The sequence below is a fragment of the Duganella sacchari genome, assembly GCF_900143065.1.
GTDB classification, from domain to species: Bacteria; Pseudomonadota; Gammaproteobacteria; order Burkholderiales; family Burkholderiaceae_D; genus Rugamonas; species Rugamonas sacchari.
The window spans coordinates 126,894-149,911 of the sequence record NZ_FRCX01000013.1 but is presented as its reverse complement, the minus strand read 5'-3'; the positions used below and the strand labels follow the sequence as shown (position 1 = coordinate 149,911).

The window sequence follows — 23,018 nt, the reverse complement described above, 5'->3', positions numbered from 1 at the left end:
CCCGTTGTTAACGGTTTTTTATCCCGCAGGGGAGGGCTTCGTCCGTCGATTTTGGATATGAGAAAACGGAATATCTGGAGCCTAACTATTCATTTTCGCTTATTGCGACACCCATGCATACTGGGTTCAGCTACACAAGTAAATCAAGGAAAACAAGCATGAGACTGACCAAGCAAGACTGCATCGACATGGACCAGCGCGACCCGCTGGCCGCTTGCCGCGACCGATTCACCCTGCCGCAAGACGAGGTTTACCTGGACGGTAACTCGCTGGGCGCGATGCCTGCACATCTGCCGGCACGCATGCAGCAGGCAATTGCAGGCGAGTGGGGCACGGGCCTGATCCGTTCCTGGAACGACGCCGGCTGGATCGATCTGCCGCAACGCGTTGCTGCCAAAGTCGCAGCACTGATCGGCGCCAGCGCGGATGAAGTGATGGTAGGCGATTCCACTTCCGTGAACCTGTTTAAAGCCCTGTCGGCGGCACTGCGTCTGAACCCTGGCCGCAAAGTGATCCTGACCGAAGAAGGCAACTTCCCGACCGACCTGTATATCGCCCAAGGCGTCGCCGAACTGTTTGGCGCCGAGATCCGCTATGTGCCATCCGATGCCTCCGCCGTCGCCGATGCGCTGGACGACAGCGTCGCAGTGCTGATGCTGACCCACGTGAACTATCGCAGCGGCCGCGTGTACGACATGGCCGGCATCACACGCCAGGCGCAAGCCGCCGGTGCGCTGTGTATCTGGGATCTGGCGCACAGCGCTGGTGCACTGCACGTGGAGCTGAATGCATGCAGCGCCGACTTCGCGGTCGGCTGCGGCTACAAATATCTGAACGGCGGCCCTGGTGCACCGGCCTTCGTCTACGTCGCGCGTCGCCATCAGGAACTCGTGCGCCAGCCGTTATCGGGCTGGCATGGCCACGCGCAGCCGTTCGCGTTCGTCAAGGACTATCAGCCGGCGCCAGGCATCAACCGCATGCAGTGCGGCACGCCGCCGCTGCTGTCCATGCTGGCGCTGGATTCGGCGCTGGATGTATTCGACGGCGTCGATATGGCGCAGCTGCGCACCAAGAGCCAGGACCTGTGCGACCTGTTCATCCGTCTGGTGGATGAACGCCTGGGCGAATATGGCTTCGGTATTGGTTCGCCACGCGAGCGCGAACTGCGCGGCAGTCAGGTGGCGCTGACCCACCCTGAAGGCTACGCGATTGTGCAGGCGCTGATCGCACGCGGCATTACGGGCGACTTCCGCATGCCGGACATTCTGCGCTTCGGCTTTGCGCCGCTGTATGTTCGCCATATCGACGTGTATCACACGGTGGACGTGCTGGCCCAGATCATGGCGTCCGGCGAATGGAATCAGGAGAAGTTCCTGACCAGGAAGGCGGTGACCTGACTTAAACAGCAGCACCACGCAAAGCCCCACATAAAAAAGATTTGACAACAATGATTCAAATATTAAAAAGGGAGTGGAGACATGAAAGTGAAACAGAAGGGATGGATTTGTACTGCAGCGTTGGCGTGCATGGCCGCAGGACATGCGGCCGCCGATAACATCGTGATTTCCGGCGTTATCGACGTCAACGTCGAAAGCCTGGCGACCACCAGGGAAAAGCTGACGCGCGTGTCCAGCGGTGGTTTGAGCCAGTCGCGCCTGGAGTTCAGCGGCACCGAGGATCTGGGCGATGGCAACCAGGCCTTCTTCCTGCACCAGATGCAGTTCTCGGCCGATACCGGTGTTGGTCCAACCCCGCGCGAGAGCTATGTCGGCATTCGCGGCAACTGGGGCGCGCTGGCCCTGGGCCGCCAGAATACGCCGTCGTACTGGATCGTGGGCTATGCCGATCCGGGCTGGTCGGGTGATTACAGCCGCGTGAGCAACAGCGTGTTCTTCTACGCGCCGTGGCGCGAGAACAATGCGGTGTCGTACACCACGCCGTCGGTGAACGGCTTCAAGGGCCGCTTCATGGCTACCGCCGGCAACGAGACTGCAGACCATAACGGCCGCGTGTACAGCACGGGTGTCGAATACCGCAACGGCCCGCTGTATCTGGGTTATGTGACCGACCGCAAGGACATCAAGAACATCAGCACCCCCAAGCTGGAATCATCGCGCGACAACTACATCTCGGCGGTGTACCGCTTCGGCGGCTTTGAGCCGACGTTCATCTACCATACCTACAACGGCTACTACGCCTATCCGCCCTATGTCGGCTTCCAGACCAAGGGCTGGGATGTACAACTGGGCGCGCGCTGGAAGATCGACACCACCCACAGCGTCTACGTCAGCGCGGTAAGCCGTCATGACGACGTAGGCAAGGATCTGACCAACGGCGAGAGCATCCTGCTGGGCTACAGCTATCGCTTCTCCAAACGCACCGACGCCTATGTCAACTATGGCCGCGTGCTGACCAAGGGAAGCCCTAAAGTACCGTATCCGCTGACCTTCAACTACAGCGGCAGCGGCAACCCGGAACGCGGAACCCAGATAGGCCTGCGCCATTCCTTCTGATTCACTGAGAGACTGATATGAAAAAAACGACCAAGATGGTATCCCCGCTGGTGCTGGCTGTAGGCGCGGCAATGTTGAGCAGCAGCGCGCTGGCGCAAGCGCCGCGCAGCGGCCTGAATCTGCACGCGCCAGACGCGCCAGGCCCGATGCAAAAGAAGAGTGAGCTGTTGCCAGGCGAACCGCCAGTACCGGCGCCAGGTTCGTATGGCTACGACGCCAAGACCGGCAAGTTCAAGAGCCCGGACGCGACGCCGGATGCCTACGGTGCCCACCCGGTAGAAGGCAGCCTGCCATATCTGGACCAGAACCAGTACCTCAAGAACGTCAAGGTCGAGAACTTCTCGCCTTACGTGGCGGGCGCGGGCCACAGCTGGCAGGCCAGCTTCGACCTGAATGGCCGCCGCTATCTGTACGACTACGAAACCTGGATGTACAACCTGTTCGACATCACCAATCCGCGCGACGTCAAGGTGGTGCAGCAGAAGACCTTTAACACCAAGGGCGGCGAGCATCAGTTCGGACCATTCAACGTCAAGTACAACAAGAAGCTGGATAAGATGATCGCCGTGCAGTGCTACGAGATCTCGCGTTATGGCCTGGTGCAGAACAAGTACACCAACCCGGATGACGTCAAGAAGGCGCGTGAACGCAAGATGCTGCGCGGCTTCCGTATCTACGAGGTGACCAGCCCGCAGTGGACCGACTGGAAGCTGCTGTCCGAAACCTCGCTTGATCCCTACCACTCGGCGCAGGATCAGCCGCAGCAGGGTTCCGGTTGCCAGGACGTGCCGGCATATGACGGCGGCCAGTATCTGTTTGTGGCCGGTGCGCCTGACGATACCTTCGCCAACACCGAGTACAAGACCTATCTGTATGCGGGTGCGCAGCTGGCGTTTGATGTCTCCGATCCATCGCATCCAAAACGCCTGTCGACCTGGTGGGCGCCTGGCTCGCGACTGGGCGAGGAAGAGGAATACAAGAAAAATCCTCGTGCCGGCAACAAGACTTCGTGGATGGGCGCGCGCATGCCGCTGTTCATTCCGAAACCAGTGGAGCAGGGTGGCAAGTACGGCTATGCGGCCATGGGCGGCTTCGGCTTCTACGTGATCGATATTTCGAATCCGGCCAATATGCATGCGGTGGCGCACATCGATATGCCAGTCAGCGTGACCGGCACCGAGGGCGATAACATCGACGTCAGCAAGGTGGATTCGACCGGCATGGTTTACTACAGCGGCTATCCGATGTCGGAAGACTGCTATGAGCCGCTGAAGGCGATCTACTCTATCGACGTCCGTGATCCGCTGCATCCGAAGATCGTGAACACGCTGCCTACGCCAACGCCGCCGAAGGATGCGCCATTCACCGACTTCTGCCAGCGCCGCGGCAGCTTTGGTCCGAAGCGCAGCGGTTATGCGCAGATCCAGCCAGGTACGCCGAGCCCGCGCTACATGCCATATTCGTACTACAACGCCGGCATGCAGATCTTTGACGTGAAAGACCCGCTGAACCCGACCATCGCCGCCTACTTCGTGCCGAAGATGATCGATGCGGACCGCAAGACCACCGACGGCCAGACCCTGTCGATCCGCGCACTGCCTAACCCGGTGCACAGCATCTTCGTGGAATGGGACCGCAATCTGGTGTGGGTGTTCTCCAATCACGGCATCTACACCTTGTCCACCTCGGTGCTGGGCAACCCTGTGATGGGCATGCCGCCCAAGAAGTAAGCCTGTGCTTTGCGGCCGGCGTTCTGCCGGCCGTTTTTTTATCCATAGGATTTCCCATGTTTTCTACATTGCGCGGCCGCTTGATCGGCCTGTGCGTGGCTGTTGTCGTCCTGGCGATGCTGGCGGTGGCGGCCGCGAACTACGCCTCTACCCGCAACCGTACGCTGGAGACGATGAATGTGCAGACGCGCCAGCTGGCGGCCAGCCAGGCAGCGGCGATAGGCGACTGGGTCGCCGCGCGGCGTTCACTGGTTTCGTCGCTGCGCCACGCGGCTCCGCTGGCGCAACCGCAGCCCTTGCTCAAGGCGGCAGCGCAGGCGGGTGGTTTCGATAACGTCTACATCGGCTACGCCGACAAACGCATCGCGTCGTCGCGCGATGAGCCGCCGCCTGCGGACTACGATCCCACCACGCGTGCATGGTATCGCAAGCCGGTCGAGGCAGGCGGTCCTGTCATTACACCGCCGTATGTGGACGCGGGACGTGGTGAGCTGGTGGTGACGTTTGCCGAACCGGCGCCGCAGGCCGTGCTGGCTGCCGACGTTTCGCTGGCCAAGGTCGTGGCGCAGGTGCTGGCGCTGCATCCGACGCCAGGCAGCTACGCCTTCCTGATCGACCGCGAAGGCCGCGTCATCGCACACCCGCAGAAAGAGCGCACCATGCAGATGGTGGATACGCTGGGCGCAGGCCTGTCACACGACGGCCTGGCGGCGCTGGAGTCTTCCGGCGGCAACGCGGCCGTCACGCTGAATGGTCGCGACTGTATCCTGTTTGCCACTGCCGTTCCCGGCACCGGCTGGCTGTTGGCGCTGGTGCTGGACCGGGCCGAAGCAACCGCCGGCCTGAGTGACATGCTGCTGACGTCCGCAATGACTGCCGTGGTGCTGGGCATTGCGGCGGCTGTCGTACTGTCCGTCCTGATCGCGCGCGAACTGCGTAGCCTGCATCTGGTGCGCGATGCCTTGTCCCACATCGCCGATGGTGATGGCGACCTGACACGCCGTCTGGATGATGGCGGCCCGACCGAACTGGCGCAGATCAGCCGTGCTTTCAACCGCTTTGCGGACCAGATCAGCGACGTGCTGCGGCAGATCCGCCTCGCCAGCGACATGGTACGCATGGCGGCTGCCGACATCGCCGGCGGCAATGGCGACCTGTCGGCACGCACCGAGGCGCAAGCCAGTTCGCTGGAGCAAACGGTCAGCGCCATGCAGTCGCTGACCAATACGGTGCAGGGCACCGCTGCCAACGCGCGGTCGGCGAGCGAGCTGGCGGTTTCCGCCTCCCGTGCCGCGAGCAGCGGTGGCCTGGTGGTGCAGAACGTGGTCCAGACCATGGACCGTATCCGCGATGGTTCGCGCCGCATGGCCGACATCATCGGCGCCATCGATGCACTGGCGTTCCAGACCAATATCCTGGCCTTGAACGCTGCGGTGGAAGCGGCACGCGCTGGCGAACAGGGACGCGGCTTTGCCGTCGTCGCCGCCGAAGTGCGGACACTGGCGCAATCCTCCGCTGCGGCCGCGCAGGAAATCCGGGAGCTGATCGCGGATGCCCACCAACGCGCGGAAACCGGCAGCATGCTGGCGGGTGACGCCGGCCAGCACATGGAGCGCATCGTCAGCTCGGTGCACCAGGTGGCCGGGCTGATTGGCGCCATCAGCGCCGCCAGCCAGGAGCAGAGCGCGGGCATCGCCGAAGTGAATGGCGCCATCGGCTATATGGACGAAGTCACGCAGCAGAATGCGGCGCTGGTGGAGCAAGCTGCGTCGGCGGCCGACAGCATGAAAGAGCAGGCGGTGTCGCTCGCCAGTACGGTAGGCCGGTTCACGTTGTAGCGTCAGCCGGCATAGCAGCTATACTACTGGCTGCTATGACGACGAAAGACGCTATCTTGGACAATGAACCGGCATCGCTGAGCCACGCCGAACTGGAAAACCAGCTTGCGCTCAGCCGCATCCGCCGCCAGGCGCTTTTCGAAGCCATTGATGATGGCTTTTGCATCATCCAGTTCATTGATGGCCCGGAAGGGCCGCTCAGCGATTACATCCACACGGAGGCCAATTCCGGTTACGAGCGCCATACGGGCATCAGCAATATCGTCGGCAAGCGGCTGCGGGAGATCGAGCCCGATAATGCCCAGACCTGGCTGGACCTTTACGGGCGGGTGCTGCGGACCGGCGAAGCGACGCGCTTTGAACAGGAATTCCTGGCCGTGGGCCGTCATATCGAAGTCTCCGCGATGCGCGTAGGGGCGGAGGAAATGCGCCAGGTGTCGGTGCTGTTCCGCGATATCACCGCGCGCAAGAGGACCGAGGCCGCGTTGCGCGAGAATGAACAGCGCGTGCAGCTGGCGCTGGCGGCGGGCGCGATTATCGGCACCTGGTTCTGGGATCTGCCGACCGACAAGTTCAGTGTCGATGAGGGCTTTGCCCACGCGTTCGGCTTCTCTCAGAAACAGCCGCGGGCGGGCCTCAGCCTCGCCGAGGTGATTGCCACTGTCCATCCTGACGACCGCCAGGGTCTGCAAACGGCGATTGACGATGTACTGAAACGCGGCGGCGCCTATGCCCACCAGTACCGCACGCGCCGCCAGGATGGCCAGTACTACTGGCTGGAAGCCAATGGCCGCGTCGAGCTGGCGGCCGATGGCACACCGCTGTCCTTCCCGGGGGTGCTGCTCGATATCGAGGGCCGCCGCGCTGTGGAAGCCGAGCGTGACCGCGCGCTGGCTGCATTGCGCGCCCTGAACGAGACGCTGGAACAGCGGGTCGAGGAACGCACGGCCGCGCTGCTGAGTGCCGAGGAAGCGCTGCGCCAGTCGCAAAAGATGGATGCGGTGGGCCAGCTGACGGGTGGCCTGGCGCACGATTTCAACAACATCCTGGCTGGCATCAGCGGCAGCCTGGAATTGATGAAGATACGGCTGACGCAAGGCCGGATCGGCGATATCGACCGCCACCTGGGCGGCGCGCAATCCGCCGTCAGGCGTGCGGCGGCCCTGACCCAGCGCCTGCTGGCGTTTTCGCGCCGGCAGACGCTGGACCCCAGGCCGTCTAATCTCAACCACATCGTCGCCAGCATGCATGAACTGGTTTGCCGCAGCGTGGGGCCGGCAATCGCAGTCGAAACCATCGCTACGGGGGGCTTATGGAATATCTGTGTCGATATCGGGCAGATTGAAAACGCGTTGCTCAACCTGTGCATCAACGCGCGCGACGCGATGGGCAACGGCGGCAAGCTGATGATCGAGACGGCGAACCACGCGCTGGACGAAGACGGTGCGCGCGAGTACGGCCTGCCGCCGGGGCAGTATGTGTCGCCGTCCGTCAGCGACACCGGTACGGGCATGACGGCCGACGTACTGGCACGCGCATTTGAACCCTTCTTCACCACCAAACCTGCGGGGCAGGGCACGGGCCTGGGGCTGTCCATGGTGTTTGGCTTTGCCGGGCAGTCGGGCGGCACGGTCCGCATTGCATCGGAGCCGGGCCAGGGCGCCAGGGTCTGCGTGCTGCTTCCCCGTTACGTCGGCGAGAGCCTGGAGGACGATGCGCTGGCGGTGAACAAGCCAGCGTCGGTGGCTTTGTGGCGCAAGAAGATCCTGCTGGTGGATGATGAACCGCTGGTGCGGACCGTCACCATGGAAATGCTGGCGGACCTTGGCTACGACGTGGTTGAAGCGGAGGATGGCGCGTCCGCACTGACGGTATTGCAGGCCCATGCCGATATCGACCTGCTGGTTACCGATGTCGGCCTGCCGAACGGGATGAATGGCCGCCAGCTGGCCGATGCCGTGCGTACCCGTGTGCCCGAGGTGCCGGTACTGTTTGTCACCGGCTATGCGGAGCATGCGGTGCTCAATCACGGCCATCTGGAGCGCGGCATGCTGATACTGACCAAGCCCTTTACGGCGGACGCCCTTGCCGCACGCGTGAAACAGCAGCTCGACGAGGAATAGCGCTTATTTCCCGCTGTGCTACCCTTGCGCTTCACTGGTCCTGTCCCGGAGATGCAAGTGCAGAACGCCGCTGACCTTGAACATTGGCTCCGCCAGAGCGGGGCAACCCTGCCATTGCGCGCCTGCGTCGGTCCTCTGCCGTCGTCCGGGGCGGCGCTGGTGCGCTGGCGCAGCGAGGAGCCGGATCACACGATCCGTACGTTGAGCGCCCATCCCGGCAGCTATCGCCTGGCGTTGATTATGGAGCCGCTGGAGACGCGCATCTGGCAGGACAATACACCCATCTGGGGCGGCACGGTCGCTGCTGGCCGCTTTCGTCTGTGCCCGCCCGGAGAGTCGGGCAAATGGAGCCGGCTGGGCGCCTGCGATATCGTCAACCTGTTCCTGCCGGTGGCGTTGATGGACCAGATGCTGCTGCGCGCCGACGCGGCGCCGGATGTCGCGCTGACGGCCAGTTCCTTCATGCGCGACGGCGTGGTGCTGGAACTGGTGGGGAAAATGCTGGATGCGCGCATGCTGGCCGGCCCGCGCGCGGACCTGATGTGCGACCATCTGGTCTTCGTGCTGGCCTGCTACCTGGCCGAGCATTATGCCAAGCCGGTGCGGACAGCAGCGGAAGGCCTGAGTGGCCCGCGGTTGCGCTGCGTGCTGCGCCACATCGACCATCATTTGCATGCACCGCCATCCAATGCCGAACTGGCGGCGCTATGCGGCATGAGCCAGGCGCATTTCTCGCGCGAGTTCCATCGCGCAGCGGGTGTCTCGCCACACCGCTACATCCTGGACTGCCGCCTCGAACACGCCTGCGCGGCCTTGAGCGATGGCGATGGCCGCATCGTCGATATCGCGCTCGATCATGGCTTTGTCAGTGCCAGCCATTTCAGCCGCGCGTTCACTGCCCGTTATGGCGTATCGCCGGTGGCATATCGCAACAGTCAGCGGTGCCCGTAGCAGGTTTATGCAAGAAGCGCTGTTTTGGTCATGCGCGCTACAGTCAACAAACTGACAATCAGTGCTCCACAATGACAATAATGGGAGAGACTGATGAAATCTGGATTGATCGCAGCGGCGCTGGCCGGCCTGCTTGCCGCCGGCGCTGCCAGTGCCGACAACATCGCACTGCGCCTGGCATTTACGGAAGGACGTAATGGCGCTGCCTTCATCGCCAGGCATGTACAGGTCGGGAACTTTGCGCTGAGTCCCGATGTGCGCAAGGGGGCTGCGGGCACGCAATGGCGCGTTGTCGCACGTGACGCCACGGGCGCGGTACTGCATGAAGTGACGGTGGCCAGCGGCCGCCAGCGCCATATCGAGGCGTTCAACCCAGCCACTGGCGCAATCGAGGTTGCTGACACGGTGCCGCAGCAGGAAGGGATATTTGAAGTGTCCATGCCTTTTGACGCGGATACCGCCAGTATCGAGGTGCTGCCGGTGCAGGCGACGGTGACGGGCGCCCGGAGCGCCGCTATTGCTACTGCTGCCGTGCCGCTGGCGCAGTTCAGCCGCGCCGACCTGCTCAAGCTGAACGCGCCATCGAAAGCCATGCGCGCGGCGCTGGCGCCGTCCGCCACAGCCACCACCATCGTCAACAACGGTGCGGCGGCTACCCATATGGACTATGTGTTCGTTGGCGATGGCTATACGGCAGCGGAAATGAACAAGTGGCATGCCGATGCGCAGAAGGTAATCGATGGCTTCCTGGCTGATCCCCTGTTCGCCGCCAATCGCAGCGCCATGAACGTGCGCCGTGTGGATGTGGCCAGCAACCAGTCTGGCGTAGACGAACCGGATCGGGGCATTTACCGTGACACGGCCATGGATGCCGCCTTCTATTGCTACAACATCGACCGCCTGTTGTGCGTCAACTCCGACAAGGTCTACAACATCGTCGGCTCCGTGCTGGCGCCGGATGAACGCGATGTCATCATCGTGGTCGCCAACTCCACGCGCTATGGCGGCTCCGGTGGCGAGATCGCCACGCTGTCGATGGCGACCCAGTCCATCGAAATCGCGCTGCACGAAATCGGCCATACGGCGTTTGGCCTGGCGGACGAATATGACTATGGCACGTGCAGCCTGTCCGGCGAACCCGGCGAGCCGGATGTGTCGATGAATGGCACGCGCAACGTCAAATGGGGAAGCCTGATCGCCAGCAGTACGGCGGTGCCCACGGGACTGGGTGCTTACCCCAATGGCACGGTGGGTGTGTTCCAGGGCGCGCAGTACTGCCCGAGCGGCAAATACCGTCCTACCGAAAATTCACGCATGCGGACGCTGGGTTATCCGTGGCATGCCGTGAATGAAGGCGCGGCGCGCAAGGTGTTTGCACAATATGGCGGATCGGCGCCGGGCGGTGTGACGCAAACCGGTACGCTGGCGAATGGCGGCTTCGCTTACGCGCCCAGCGCTTCGCCGGGCTGGGTGCAGACCGGCGCCGGCAATTTCAGCTTGCAATTGAGCGGTCCGGCCAACACCAACTTCCAGCTATACCTGTACAAGTTCATGGCCAATGGCTGGGTGCAGGTGGCGGCCAGCACCGGTGCCACCTCCAGTGAATCGATAAGCTACAACGGCGCGGCGGGCTACTACTATGCCATGGTGAATTCCGTATCCGGTGGCGGCGCCTACACGCTGACTTACAGCTTCCCTAAACCGTAGGGGGAGTCGTCCGAAAAAACCTGTTGGTGGAAGCGCTCGCCAATGAGCCGCTGCGTGGCCGCATCCGGATGCAGTTCGTCCGGCAGCGGCAGACGGGCGTTATCCGATGCGCCATACAGCGCGGTGCCGTCAAGGTAGTGCAGGTGCGGGTCTGTCGTCTGCCGCGCAGTGACGATGGCCTGCAACTGCTCGCGGATGATGCGCAACGTGAGCTTGCCCTGTTTGGCTTCGGCTGGCGTGCCCGCTGCGCGGAACAGCAGCCGGCCTTCGCGCAGCGCCGGCAGGTCGAACAGGCAGGGGCCGGGCGTGTCTTCATGGATCGGGCAGTAGATCGGCGAAACGAGCAGCAGCGGCGTGGTGGGATGGCCGTCCCGCAGCGTGTCCAGGAAGCCGTGTATTGCGGGCACAAAGGCACGCAGGCGCATCAAGTCGGTGTTGACCAGGTTGATACCCAGTTTGAGGCTGATAACGTCCGCTGGCAGGTCGCGCATGGTCCGTGCGACAAAGGGATCAAGCAGGGCATTGCCGCTGTAACCCAGGTTGAGCAGGTCCAGCCCGGCCAGCCCGGCCGCCACGGCAGGCCAGGTACCGGAAGGGCTGGCGGCGTTTGAACCCTGGCTGATGGAGCTGCCGTGATGAAGCCAGCGGCGCCTGTTGGTGGCGACGGCATGGATGGCGGCGTCGGCATGCAGCGCCATCAGCTCCGTCGTCTCATCGTGTGGCAGCCAGATTTCAACGGTCTTGCGGCCGGCAGGAAGGTCGCTGAAGCGTAGCATCTGCGGCTCGCCCGGTTCGATTGCGGTGCTGCCCCTGGCCATATCAATCTTCAGCAGTTTGCCGCCTGTGGTGTGGGCTTGCTGCACCAGTCGGCCGTCGATGTGCAGGTCATAGACGCCGTCAGGGCGCGGCGGCAGGCCATTGTAGGCGCGCTTGGTGGGCAGCGTTAGCAGCTCCAGGGTGCGCGCTTCGGTCTGGAAAGCCAGACGCACGCCGGACGGCTGCGACGCCGCCATCGCCAATTGTCCATCCGGGTATTGTGCCCGCGCCCAGGCGGGCAGGCGATAAGGCAGCAGGCCGACCGGCGTGGTGTCGATTTCTACGGCACCATGGATCAGGTCTGCGCTGATCGCGGTCTGGAAGCGAAGGGGCATGCGAACTCCTATTTGTGCGTTGGCCAAGAGCGCAGCAGCGCATCGAGTGCATCCAGGCTGCGGTTCCAGGATGTTTCGGCGCTGGGACGGCTGTGGTCAAAGCTCCCGGCCAGTTCCAGCATGGGGAAGCCGAGGAAGAAGCTGCCCAGCAGGCGCATCGCGTGCGTGGTTTCAGTCTCGCTCAGCGCATAGCCGCGTAGCGCCGCCCGGGTAATGCGTGAGATGCGGATGCCGCCATTGTCGTCATTGAACGGGCCTTCCAGCTTGTAGCGCGCTGCCTCGAATAATCCGGGATGTTCGCGAGCGAAGTCGCGGTGGACATGGGCCACGGCCAGCAGCGCATCCTTGCCGGCACGGCCGGCGACTGCTTCTTCGGCGCGTGACGCCAGCTTGTCCAGCGCGTACAGCGCGAGGCGCGCATTCAGGTCGCCGGAATTTTTGACGTGGGCATACAGGCTGGCGACCTTCACATCAAAACTGCGCGCGAGTTCCGTCAGCGTCAGCGTGCTGAAACCGCGTTCGTCGGCCATGGCGGCTGCCGCTTCCACCAGGATATCCGGTGTAAGTCCCATGCGTGGCATAAGCTGCTCCAAAAAAACTAATTAGATTAGATTATTTCCTAATGTAATTAGGTTTGTCAAATCAGCTTAGTTTTTGCTGGCGGCGGTGCCAGCGCTCGATGCGGAGATTGAGTGCGGCGATAATGATGGATATGCAGGGGTCAAATTTTATCCACTAGCTCAATCCTTAGCTGACACACGCTGCCAGATAGACGACTGGCAGTATGCGCTCCTTGGCTGCGATTGTCTAAGTTGGTACTTCGAATCGAGGTAAGCTTATGGTAAAGACACATCCTACAGTCGGTAGGTTATGCACTTCGAGGGTTCCGTTGCATGCCTTAACCGATTGTTGTGCAATTGTGAGCCCCAGACCTAAGCCATTCCGGTCGGCGCCATTCTGTGCAAACGGCAGAAACATGGTCTCTTCTGCATTAGGCGGAAGTCCGCCACAGTGGTCCGCAACGTCAATTTGAATTCTGTCCGCAACTGCATAGGCGCACAGTCTAACTTCGGTACCGGGATGCGTAAATTTGATGGCGTTCTGAAGGAGATTCGCCACGGCTGAAAACAGCAGCTCACGATTACCAATGATTGCGAGCAAAGGGTCTATCGATGGGACGGAAAGTAAGCACCCTTTAGCTTTCGCTGCCAATTCGGCAGCTGCCTTTAGTTCTGCCACAAACTCTGAAAGTGAAAACGAGGTAGAGGCCAAAGTGTTGTGGCTTAACATGCGAACTTCGGCTATGGACTCATCTATCAGCTTGGCTAATCCATCCAGGCTCCGTTCGAGAATCGTCCCGGTTGCACCATGGAGACTCAAGTTTCCAGTCTTCGCTGCCGAAAATGCCAAGGTAGCTGTCCCCAGAATGTTGCGAAGCTCATGCGCAAAGAAGCCCGCCCGCTGGTTTGTTTCGTTAGCAATCTTCTTGGTGACCGCAAGTTCCTTCTGATAGCTGAACTCATTTACTGCGTCGGCGATCGCATTGTCTAGACACCTGTTGAGGGTTCGGAATTCATCTATTTGGAAAGGCGCATCGCGCTCCACCGCCAAGTCAGTAATCGCTTGACAAAGATCGCCATAATCATGCACGACCTCATCGACGCTGAAGCCCATCTCCAATAGGTCTTTTCCGTGTTGTGTGGCAGACGTTCCCACTTCTGACGAAACTGATGCGCCTCCTGCCGGTCCCGAAATACGGTGACTTGCACCGGGATTTTGCGTCTGCTCGGTTTCCAAAGTGCGGATGAGTTGGTCCAAAAAAATGGGGACGCCATTTTCCAGTTGTATAGAAGAGGCTGAGCGTCCGGGGCGCATCGCAACTTTATCCCTACATCGCTGCGTTAGTTCGCCTCTGTTGTTCGTGAGGAATTCGTACATCATCGCAATACCCCTTAGTCCAGTCACTGATACATCGCGGACTCCCAAGGGAGACCCAGCCTGGCTGACCGTAACACAGGTATCATATGGAGGGCGTTCCGGTGAACGCTTCTGGCGGGAGCACAAGGCGACAAAGGAGGTCCTTTCGTCATCCGCCGCTGTCCGGTTGTGGCCGAGTTCGGGACTAGACGCCACCGATACATCAGCTGGCGAACACCAGTGTCCGTTGTTGACCCAGCTGCGTAAAAACGCGTTTATCGATTCCACAATGAAATTTTACCTGCATGCGCTAATTTGGCAGAGCCTGGCCTTGGAAGGCGTGGTGCAGGGGCATGCCGCCCGGGCGCTATCTGGCGTCGCAACTGGCGGCAGTGGGTGGCCGATAGCTTACAACGAGATGGCTCGCCGCTGTCCCGCACGGAACAGTACACGGGCGATGGTGGGCAGGGCGATGTGTTGCTCGCACAGGAAATCGACTGCGGCATGCAGGCCGCGCAAGGCGCCATACGTAATGCCCTGGTCGAGCAGCGCGGCTTGATGCAGGTCGCTGCGGCTGACTAGCACGCGCAGCCGCGGCGCACGCTGTGGACGAAGACGTGGCGCCTGAAAATCGCGCTGCCGCAGCGGCAGGATATGGGCAACAACGGTCCGGTGGTGGGCAAGATTCATGATGGCGGCCATAAGGTTGATGGCGTTATCGTAGTCTCGCTGTTTCCTGCCCACTGTTCGCTAGCGCGCAGTGGCGCTTATTTCGCGTCCGGGAAAGCGTTGGTGGCCCTGGCGCCCCAGACGGCGTAGAACAGCACGTACAGTTCGCACACCGCCGTCAGCAGGAAGGACAGTTGCAGGCCGATGGTGTCGGCCAGCCAGCCCTGCACCACGACCAGCGAGCCGCCGGCAATCGCCATGATGAGCAGGCCGGCGCCTTCCTCGGTCAGCGGTCCCAGGCCCTTGATGCCCAGCGTGAAGATGGTCGGGAACATCACCGAGTGGAACAGGCCGACCGAAATCAGCGCCCACATCGCCACGCTGCCGGTGCCCAGTGCTGCAATCATCATGACGATGAAGGCGCCGATGGCGGCGCAGGCCAGCACGCGCTCCGCCGAGGTCTTGTTCATCAGCAGGCTGCCGATGAAGCGGCCCACCATCATGCCGCCCCACAGCAGGAACAGGTAGTGTGCGCCCTGTTCGTGGTTCAGGTTGCCGATTTCCGGCTGGGCCGTGAAGTTGATGAACAAGTTGGCCACGCCGATTTCTGCGATCAGGTAAATGAAGATGGCGGGGATGCCGAATATCAGGTTGCGGTGCTTCCACAGCGACATCTTCGCCCGTTCCTCGCTCGACACGCGGCGCGTGGCGCCATGCAGCACCGGCAGCGGGAAGCGGGCGATGACCAGGGCCAGTATCACCAGCACCGCAGCCACGATCAGGTAGGGCAGCTGGACTGCCTGTGCATCGGCCAGTCTTTCTGTCTGGGTCAGTACATGGCCCGCTTCGGCCGTGCCGGAGGCGGAGCGGCCCAGGATCAGGTAGGCGCCAAACAGCGGCGCCAGCGTGGTGCCCAGCGAGTTAAACGCCTGCACCAGGTTCAGGCGTGCCGAAGCGGTTTCCGGCGAGCCCACCACCGCCACGTAAGGGTTGGCCGACACTTGCAGCAGCGTGATGCCGGCGGCAATCACAAACAGGGCGATCAGCGTCACGCCGTAGGACGGCAGGCGGGCTGCCGGTATCATCAGCAGGGCGCCCGCCGCCATGATGACCAGGCCGGTGACCATGGCTTTTTGATACCCCACGCGTTCGATCAGGCGCGCCGACGGGATGGAGGCGAAGAAGTAGGCGATGAACCATACCGATTCGATCAGCGTGGTCTGGGTGTAGTTCAGATCGAACACGCTGCGCAGGTGCGGCAGCAGCGTATTGTTGATGACGGTGATGAAGCCCCAGGTGAAGAAAAGGCTGGTTAGCAGCGACAACACGGCGCTGGCGCCGGCGTGCTGCGGCTGGGGCTGCGCGGCGCTGCTGGCGGTGGAAAGTGGAGCTGGCATGGGAAGACTCTTCTGAAGTGGACCTGGCTGACAATGCTATAGCAGCGCTGGTTTGATCTCCAATGCCAAAAAAACCAACATCCATATCATTTGCATATACCAGATATCACGCATCATAAGATGTGCCTGCCATGGCGGCTTGCAGGCCGATACTGCCCCTGTCGATGATGGCCAGGAATGCGGCTTGCGCCTCGCCAGTGTGTTGTTTTTGGCGGAAAGTGCGGTGCGCCTGCACCAGCGCCGAAGTCCAGGTCGCCAGCAGCAGGTGGGCCGCCAGTTGCGCGTCGGCGTGCGCCGGATCGTGTCCGGCGCCTTCCGCCAGCGCGTGCGCGACGACCTGTGTCAGCTCCTCGCGCAGGGCGCGGGCGCGCGCCTTCAGGGTTTCGCTGCCTTCAATCGTCTCGACAAAACCCTGGCTGTCCGCAGAGAACGTCAGGAAGGGGACTTGCTGCTCCGCCAGCCGGTGCGCCAGCAGGCGCAAGGTCTCGACTGGCGCCACGCCGGGCGTCCGCTGCAGCAGCGCCGCGCGCAGCACGCTGCGGATTTCCTCGTCGCGGTCGAAAAACATATCTTCTTTGCGCGGGAAATGGTTGAACACCGTCATCCGCCCCACATCGGCAGCCGCCGCAATTTCATCCACGGTCACATGGTCGAAGCCGCGCTCAAGGAAGAGCTTGGTGGCGGCGGTGGAAATGGTCTGCCGGGTGGCGAGGCGCTTGCGGGAGCGCAAATCGGTTGGATTTGACATGCAGCGGATCATAGCATATCTTATATGTACTAAGTACATAATTAGATTGAGTATATGATAGAGCAATATGATGTGGTCGTTGTTGGTGCCGGCCCGGTCGGCATGCTGACCGCGATTGAATTAACCCTGGCCGGTGTGCGGGTTGTCGTGCTGGAGCGTCTGGCGGCGCCCAGTACAGCCATGAAGGCATTTACTGTCGGACCGCTGGGTTGCGAGGCGCTGGCGCGGCGCGGCATGCTTGACGGTCTGGCCGCCGGCGAGGCGCAAAACCTGGCCGAGATGCAGCGCTTTACCGAGCAGACCGGCGCCGACCTGGCTGGCCGCATGAAAAAATACAGCGGCCAGTTCGCCGGTCTGGCGCTCATACGCCGCGACGTCATGAAAGAACCGGAGCGGCGCGGCTACGCGATCGACCAGCCTGGCCTGGAGGCCGTGATGGCCGGACGCGTGCGTGCGCTCGGCATCGAAGTGCGCCGCGCGCATGAGGTCACGGGTTTCACGCAAGGAGATGATGGTGTCGAAGTGCATGGCAGCTGCAACGGCGGCGTGTTCCGGCTGCGCGGCGCCTATCTGGTGGCCTGCGATGGTGGCCGTAGCCTGATCCGCAAGCAGGCTGGCTTTGCATTTCCCGGCACGCCGCCATCGCTGACCTTCTACCAGGCCATCGTCGAACTGGATCACCCGGAGCGGTTGCTGCCGGCAGGATGGCATCGCACCGAGGGCGGTGTGTTTGCGTATGGCCCGTTCCCGGGCCGCTTGTTCATTCTGGACTTCAGCGGCCCGCCGCAAGACCGGGACGCGCCCGTGACGCGCGAAGAGATCGAGACGCTGGTTCGCCGCATCAGCGGCAAGGACATCCGCGTGATATCGATGGCCACGGCCAGCCGCTGGGCCGACAACACACGGCTGGCCGACAGCTACCGGCGCGGCCGCGTACTGCTGGCCGGCGACGCCGCCCACGTGCATTCGCCGTTCGGCGGCCAAGGCATGAATCTCGGCCTGGTGGACGCGGCAAACCTGGGCTGGAAGCTGGCGGCCGTGGTGCGCGGCGACATGCCTGAGCACCTGCTGGACAGCTACACCGCCGAGCGCCGTCCGGTGGCGGAAGTAGTGCTGGCCAACACGCTGGCACAGGTTGCGATCCTGCGGCCCGATCCCCAGGCCGGCGCCATGCGCGACCTGTTCGCCCACTTCATGCAGTTCGATAACGTCAACCGCTACATCGGCGAAATGATGACCGGTCTGGCGACGCGCTACGACATGCAGTCGCCGCTGGATGCGGTTGGCCGCCTGCTCGGCGACCAGCATGGCTTATATGCGTTGATGCAGGATGGTCATGGTGTGCTGCTCGACGCCAGCGCCGACGCCAGCGCCTCACGCAGCGTGGCTGCGGCAACAGAGCGGGTGCGCTGCGTGGCCGTCGACGGCGGCGTCTCCATGCTGATCCGGCCCGATGCCTGCGTGGCATGGGCCGGCGAGGCCGGTAGCACGGATGGCTTGATAGATGCACTGCGCCGCTGGTTCAACCCGGCGGCCAGGTAGTTAGCGCGATTTCAGCGCGATTTGGAGCCCGATTCCGCTTTGCTGGCGCCGCTGGTGGCGCTGCCCTTGTTGCCTGATGAAGCGGCGGACTGCTTGTTGCCTTTGGCGGTGGACGGCGTGCCGGCTTTGGTTTCCTGCAGCTTGCTGTTGCCGCCGTTTTTGCCGCCTTGTGTGGGTTTGCTCATGATCGTCTCCTGGTTGTTGGGTGGGGGTGAATACAGCTTGCAGCGCCGGTGGTGGTCCGTCTGTTAGGCGGCGCACCCCTGGCGTGCGTATCCGTACATACCTGCGTGCGCTGGGCACGGATACTGCGACTTCGATCATCCTGGACTTCCATCATGCCCACTGATTTCGACGGCTATGTCCGCGTGCGCGGCGCCCGCGAACACAATCTGCACAACGTTGACGTTGATCTGCCCCGCAATGCGCTGGTGGTGTTTACCGGCGTTTCGGGCTCCGGCAAGTCCTCGCTCGCGTTTGGCACCTTGTACGCCGAGGCGCAGCGGCGCTATCTGGAATCGGTGTCGCCCTACGCGCGGCGCCTGTTTCACCAGATGCCCGTGCCGGACGTCGATGCCATCGAAGGACTGCCGCCGGCGGTGGCGTTACAGCAGCAGCGCGGTACGCCAACCACCCGGTCCTCGGTGGGCAGCGTCAGTACCTTGTCGAATTCCTTGCGCATGCTGTATTCGCGCGCGGGCGACTACCCGCGCGGCCAGGAACTGCTGTATGCCGAGTCGTTTTCGCCCAATACGCCGCAAGGCGCCTGCCCGCATTGCCATGGACTGGGGCGCGTGTACGACGCCACCGAGCGCTCGATGGTGCCGGATGACAGCCTGACGATCCGCGAACGCGCGATCGCCGCCTGGCCCACCGCCTGGCATGGGCAGAACCTGCGCGACATCCTGGTGACGCTGGGCTACGACGTGGATGTGCCATGGCGGGATTTGCCCAAAAAAGTGCGCGACTGGATCCTGTTCACCGATGAGCAGCCGACGGCGCCAGTGTATGCGGGGCTGACGCCGGCCGAAACCCGCCGCGCGCTCAAGCGCAAGGAGACACCCAGCTATCAGGGCACCTTCACCGGCGCGCGCCGTTATCTGCTGCAGACCTTTGCCGGTACCGAAAGCGCGCTGATGAAAAAGCGCGTGGCGCAGTATCTGGTCAGCATGGCGTGTCCGCTGTGCGACGGCAAGCGGCTGCGCAAGGAGGCCCTGGCGGTCACTTTTGCCGGCCACGATATTGCCGCCATCAGCCGCTTGTCGCTGCGCCAGCTGGCGCAGTTGCTGCAGCCTTACGCTGCCATCAAACAGGCTGCCGGCAAGCGCGTCCGCCATCCTGAAAAACAGCTGGTCACGCAGCGTATCGCTGCCGATTTGCTGGCACGGCTGGAAGTGCTGCTGGACCTGGGACTGGGCTATCTGCAGCTGGAACGGGCCACGCCGACGCTGTCGCCCGGCGAATTGCAGCGACTGCGCCTCGCCACACAGGTGCGTTCCAGTCTGTTCGGGGTAGTGTATGTGCTGGATGAACCGTCCGCCGGACTGCACCCCGCCGATACCAAAGCGCTGCTGCGCGCACTGGACCGCCTGAAGGCGTCCGGCAACTCGCTGTTTGTGGTGGAACACGCGCTGGACGTGATACGCCATGCAGACTGGATTGTGGATGTCGGCCCCAAGGCTGGCCAGCACGGCGGCCGGGTGCTGTACAGCGGCGCACCGCAAGGACTGGCAGCGGTAGCGGAGTCGCGCACGGCGCACTATCTGTTCAATCTGCAGGCGCGCAAACCGCGCACCCCAAGGCTACCGCGCGGATGGCTGAAGTTGCGCGACATCAGCCGCAACAACCTGCAAGCGCTGGATGCGGACTTTCCTCTGGGCGTGCTGGCCACGGTCAGCGGCGTCTCCGGTTCCGGCAAGTCCAGCCTGGTCAGCCAGGCGTTGCTGCAACTGGTACAGGCCGGACTGGGGCAGCCGGCGGCAGCGCAGGCCGCGCAAAGCGAGGAAGATCTGCTAGAGCGCGACGACAACGGCCCGCTGCACGGCCGTATCGTCGACGGCATGGACATGGTGCGCCGCGTGGTGCAAGTGGACCAGAAGCCGATCGGGCGCACGCCGCGCTCCAATCTGGCAACCTACACCGGCTTGTTCGACCATGTACGCAAGCTGTTTGCCAGTACGCGCGCCGCCAGGGCGCGCCACTATGACGCCGGCCGGTTTTCATTCAATGTCGCCAAGGGACGCTGTCCGCACTGTTCGGGCGAAGGCTTCGTCATGGTCGAACTGTTGTTCCTGCCCAGCGTCTACGCGCCCTGTCCCGAGTGCGATGGCGCGCGCTATAACCCCGCCACGCTGGCAGTGCGCTACCGCGAGCACAATATCGCCGAGGTGCTGGCCATGACGGTGGATGCGGCGGCGGAGTTTTTTGCCGACGTACCCGCCTTGCAGCATGCGCTGGCGGTGCTGCAGGCGGTCGGACTGGGTTATTTGCGGCTGGGGCAGCCGGCTACCGAGCTGTCGGGCGGCGAGGCGCAGCGCATCAAGCTGGCTACCGAACTGCAGCGCGCCAGCCGTGGCGACACCCTGTATGTGCTGGATGAGCCGACCACCGGCCTGCATCCAGCGGATATCGATTTGCTGCTGCAGCAACTGCACGGCCTGGTCGATGCGGGAAATTCCGTGATCGTAGTAGAGCACAACATGCAGGTGCTGGCCGATAGCGACTGGCTGATCGATGTCGGTCCCGGTGCCGGCGAGGAGGGCGGGCGCATCGTCGCCTGTGGTCCGCCCGACAAGGTGGCGCGCGTGCGCGCCAGCCGCACCGCGCCTTACCTGCACAGCGTGCTGACACAGCGTAGCTAGCCTGCGCGGGACTTCTTCGGCTGCAGCCTGCCCGTGAGGTAATCAACGAAGGTCCGCACGCGCAGGGACAGGTGGCGCGCGTGGGGATAGAGCAGGATGAACGGCCGCGAGGCGCCGGCGTGCTGTGGCAGCAGCTCGACCAGCGTGCCGTCGGCCAGGTCTTGTTCGACGATGAAGCGATAGGTCTGGACCACGCCCGTACCCGCGCGCGCCAGTGTGACGATGCCCAGGACATCTTCCGCGCAGCACAGGCCACCCTCGGTGACGATGTCCACCACCTCGCCATCGCGCAGGAAGGACCATGGGATGCGCTTGCCCGTGCTGGGCAGGTCGAACTGTATGCATTCGTGTCTGGCCAGGTCGTCCAGGGACTTCAGTCTGCCGGCGCGCTTGAGGTAGGCGGGTGTGGCGACCAGCACCAGTTGCGCATCTTCCAGCTTGCGTGCGATGAGACTGGAGTCGGCGGGATCGCGGCCCCGTATCGCCAGGTCGTAGCCTTCGTCGGCAAAGTCGATGTTGCGGTTGCTGACGTGGATGTCGATGGTCACCTCCGGATACTTGCGGCGGAATTCCCCCAGCAGCGGCAGCAGACGGTAATGGGCGTACGGTGTCGGTGCGCTGATGCGCAGCGGGCCGGAAGGCTTGACCTGCGCGCCGCTGATCTGCCGTTCCGCTTCGCTCAGTTGCGAGAGCGCCTGCCGGCATTGCTCGAAATAGACGCGGCCAGCGTCGGTCATGCGAATCTGCCGCGTGGTGCGTACAAACAGCCGCACGCCCAAACGTTCTTCCAGCCGCGAGACGGAGCGGCTGACGGCGGCAGGCGTCACACCGGCGGCCGTCGCTGCGGCGGTGAAACTGGATAGCTCAGCGGCCAGGCAGAACAGTTCTATGCTGCCGAGCAGCACGTCATCGAATTGGCGTTTCATGGGCTTGATTGATTACATGGTGTATTAATTGTCTTGTTTTTCAGGCTGTTTATCAAGGTCGGGAGCAAAAGTATAGTGGCCTCACTTACCCAACCTTTGAAAGGACACACCATGAACAAGACTGTGATCGTGACGGGCGCCTCGAGCGGTATCGGCTTTGCTATTGCGGCGGCTTATCTGCAACGTGGCTGCAACGTGGTCGGCAATGCCCGTACGATGGAACGCCTGAAGGCTGCTGCGGCCAGGCTGGGCAGCCCATCCAACTTCCTGCTGGTGCCGGGCGATATTTCGCAGCGCGCCACCGCCAACGCACTGTTCGAACGCGCAGTGGAGGCGTTCGGCAAAGTCGATATCCTGATTAACAACGCCGGCATCTTCATCGCCAGGCCGATTGCCGATTACACCGAGGATGAGCTGGAGTCCATCGTCAGCACCAATCTGAAGGGCTTCTTTTATCCCTCGCAGGCTGCGGCCGCACATATGGCGGCAAACCGGTCGGGCCATATCGTCACCATCACCGCCAGCATTGCGATGCAGCCGACGGCCAAAATACCGGCCGTGCTACCGGTGCTCATCAAGGGTGGCCTGAATCACGCCACGCGCAGCCTGGCGCTGGAGCTGGCGGCGTCCAATGTCAAAGTCAACGCAGTGGCGCCAGGCATTATCGCCACGCCGATGCACAGTGAAGATGAGGCAACGCAGTCGTTCTTTCGTACGCTGGCGCCGACCGGTACGACCGGCGTGACGCAGGATGTGGTGGACGCCGTGCTGTATCTGACGGAATCCAGTTTCACCACCGGCGCCATTCTGCCCGTGGATGGCGGCGCCACCGCGGGCACCTGGTAACTGAACGTAGCTGTCTGATGGCCGGCAGGCGCGCTGCGGCCATCGCTTTGTTCGCGCCTGGCCTGCGTTTGGTGCGTTGACTCACCAAGTCCGGCTAAC

General features: G+C 62.7%; 18 protein-coding genes. 10 read left to right on the top strand and 8 right to left on the bottom strand.

Going from position 1 to position 23,018, the window contains the following annotated elements; translation table 11 throughout:
- Positions 1-158: 158 nt before the first annotated feature.
- From kynU to BUA36_RS24665, 7 genes are all read left to right on the top strand, one after another.
- Complete coding sequence (gene kynU / locus BUA36_RS24695) at positions 159-1,397, top strand: kynureninase (RefSeq protein ID WP_072788478.1); 1,239 nt, start codon at positions 159-161, stop codon at positions 1,395-1,397.
- Between the two features lie 81 nt (positions 1,398-1,478).
- Positions 1,479-2,513 (top strand): porin, encoded by a 1,035-nt coding sequence (locus BUA36_RS24690; RefSeq protein ID WP_084560324.1) that lies wholly within the window; start codon positions 1,479-1,481, stop codon positions 2,511-2,513.
- A gap of 17 nt (positions 2,514-2,530) precedes the next feature.
- Positions 2,531-4,243: an LVIVD repeat-containing protein gene (locus BUA36_RS24685; RefSeq protein ID WP_139260684.1), complete on the top strand. Its 1,713-nt coding sequence runs from the start codon at positions 2,531-2,533 to the stop codon at positions 4,241-4,243.
- Positions 4,244-4,299: 56 nt separating this feature from the next.
- Complete coding sequence (locus BUA36_RS31570) at positions 4,300-6,081, top strand: methyl-accepting chemotaxis protein (RefSeq protein ID WP_072788476.1); 1,782 nt, start codon at positions 4,300-4,302, stop codon at positions 6,079-6,081.
- 92 nt (positions 6,082-6,173) lie between these two features.
- Positions 6,174-8,204 (top strand): response regulator, encoded by a 2,031-nt coding sequence (locus BUA36_RS24675; protein WP_072788553.1) that lies wholly within the window; start codon positions 6,174-6,176, stop codon positions 8,202-8,204.
- A 57-nt stretch (positions 8,205-8,261) separates the two neighbouring features.
- Positions 8,262-9,155, top strand: coding sequence for a helix-turn-helix domain-containing protein (locus BUA36_RS24670; protein WP_229255800.1), 894 nt, complete (start codon positions 8,262-8,264; stop codon positions 9,153-9,155).
- A gap of 93 nt (positions 9,156-9,248) precedes the next feature.
- The gene (locus BUA36_RS24665; RefSeq protein WP_072788472.1) at positions 9,249-10,862 is read left to right on the top strand and encodes a M64 family metallopeptidase; all 1,614 of its coding nucleotides are present in this window, start codon (positions 9,249-9,251) and stop codon (positions 10,860-10,862) included.
- Here BUA36_RS24665 and BUA36_RS24660 read toward each other — a convergent pair.
- The 6 genes from BUA36_RS24660 to BUA36_RS24635 form a co-directional block, all read right to left on the bottom strand.
- Positions 10,841-12,013 (bottom strand): SGNH/GDSL hydrolase family protein, encoded by a 1,173-nt coding sequence (locus tag BUA36_RS24660; RefSeq protein ID WP_072788470.1) that lies wholly within the window; start codon positions 12,011-12,013, stop codon positions 10,841-10,843. The two genes, BUA36_RS24665 and BUA36_RS24660, sit on opposite strands and share 22 nt — an antisense overlap.
- Positions 12,014-12,021: 8 nt before the next feature.
- Positions 12,022-12,594 carry a TetR/AcrR family transcriptional regulator gene (locus BUA36_RS24655; RefSeq protein WP_072788468.1) on the bottom strand — a complete coding sequence of 191 codons (573 nt, stop codon included), beginning with the start codon at positions 12,592-12,594 and terminating at the stop codon, positions 12,022-12,024.
- Between the two features lie 226 nt (positions 12,595-12,820).
- The gene (locus BUA36_RS24650) at positions 12,821-13,954 is read right to left on the bottom strand and encodes a sensor histidine kinase (RefSeq protein ID WP_208861926.1); all 1,134 of its coding nucleotides are present in this window, start codon (positions 13,952-13,954) and stop codon (positions 12,821-12,823) included.
- Between the two features lie 384 nt (positions 13,955-14,338).
- On the bottom strand, positions 14,339-14,620 hold the full coding sequence (locus BUA36_RS24645; protein WP_139260682.1) for a hypothetical protein: 282 nt from the start codon (positions 14,618-14,620) through the stop codon (positions 14,339-14,341).
- A gap of 77 nt (positions 14,621-14,697) precedes the next feature.
- The gene (locus BUA36_RS24640; protein ID WP_072788464.1) at positions 14,698-15,996 is read right to left on the bottom strand and encodes a sugar MFS transporter; all 1,299 of its coding nucleotides are present in this window, start codon (positions 15,994-15,996) and stop codon (positions 14,698-14,700) included.
- Positions 15,997-16,102: 106 nt separating this feature from the next.
- The gene (locus BUA36_RS24635; RefSeq protein WP_072788462.1) at positions 16,103-16,744 is read right to left on the bottom strand and encodes a TetR/AcrR family transcriptional regulator; all 642 of its coding nucleotides are present in this window, start codon (positions 16,742-16,744) and stop codon (positions 16,103-16,105) included.
- Positions 16,745-16,798: 54 nt separating this feature from the next.
- On the opposite strand from BUA36_RS24635, the gene BUA36_RS24630 reads away from it, so the two are divergent.
- Positions 16,799-18,286, top strand: coding sequence for an FAD-dependent monooxygenase (locus tag BUA36_RS24630; protein WP_084560323.1), 1,488 nt, complete (start codon positions 16,799-16,801; stop codon positions 18,284-18,286).
- A gap of 11 nt (positions 18,287-18,297) precedes the next feature.
- Here the strand turns inward: BUA36_RS24630 and BUA36_RS30835 are convergent, their stop codons facing one another.
- Positions 18,298-18,471, bottom strand: coding sequence for a hypothetical protein (locus BUA36_RS30835; RefSeq protein WP_167544331.1), 174 nt, complete (start codon positions 18,469-18,471; stop codon positions 18,298-18,300).
- 153 nt (positions 18,472-18,624) lie between these two features.
- On the opposite strand from BUA36_RS30835, the gene BUA36_RS24625 reads away from it, so the two are divergent.
- A complete protein-coding gene (locus tag BUA36_RS24625) occupies positions 18,625-21,147 on the top strand; it encodes an excinuclease ABC subunit UvrA (protein ID WP_072788460.1) in 2,523 nt (840 codons plus the stop codon).
- Here the strand turns inward: BUA36_RS24625 and BUA36_RS24620 are convergent.
- On the bottom strand, positions 21,144-22,073 hold the full coding sequence (locus BUA36_RS24620; RefSeq protein WP_072788458.1) for a LysR family transcriptional regulator: 930 nt from the start codon (positions 22,071-22,073) through the stop codon (positions 21,144-21,146). The genes BUA36_RS24625 and BUA36_RS24620 overlap by 4 nt on opposite strands.
- 111 nt (positions 22,074-22,184) lie before the next feature.
- Here BUA36_RS24620 and BUA36_RS24615 point away from each other — a divergent pair, with 111 nt between their 5' ends.
- The gene (locus tag BUA36_RS24615; RefSeq protein ID WP_072788456.1) at positions 22,185-22,919 is read left to right on the top strand and encodes an SDR family NAD(P)-dependent oxidoreductase; all 735 of its coding nucleotides are present in this window, start codon (positions 22,185-22,187) and stop codon (positions 22,917-22,919) included.
- The last annotated feature ends 99 nt before the right edge of the window (positions 22,920-23,018 follow it).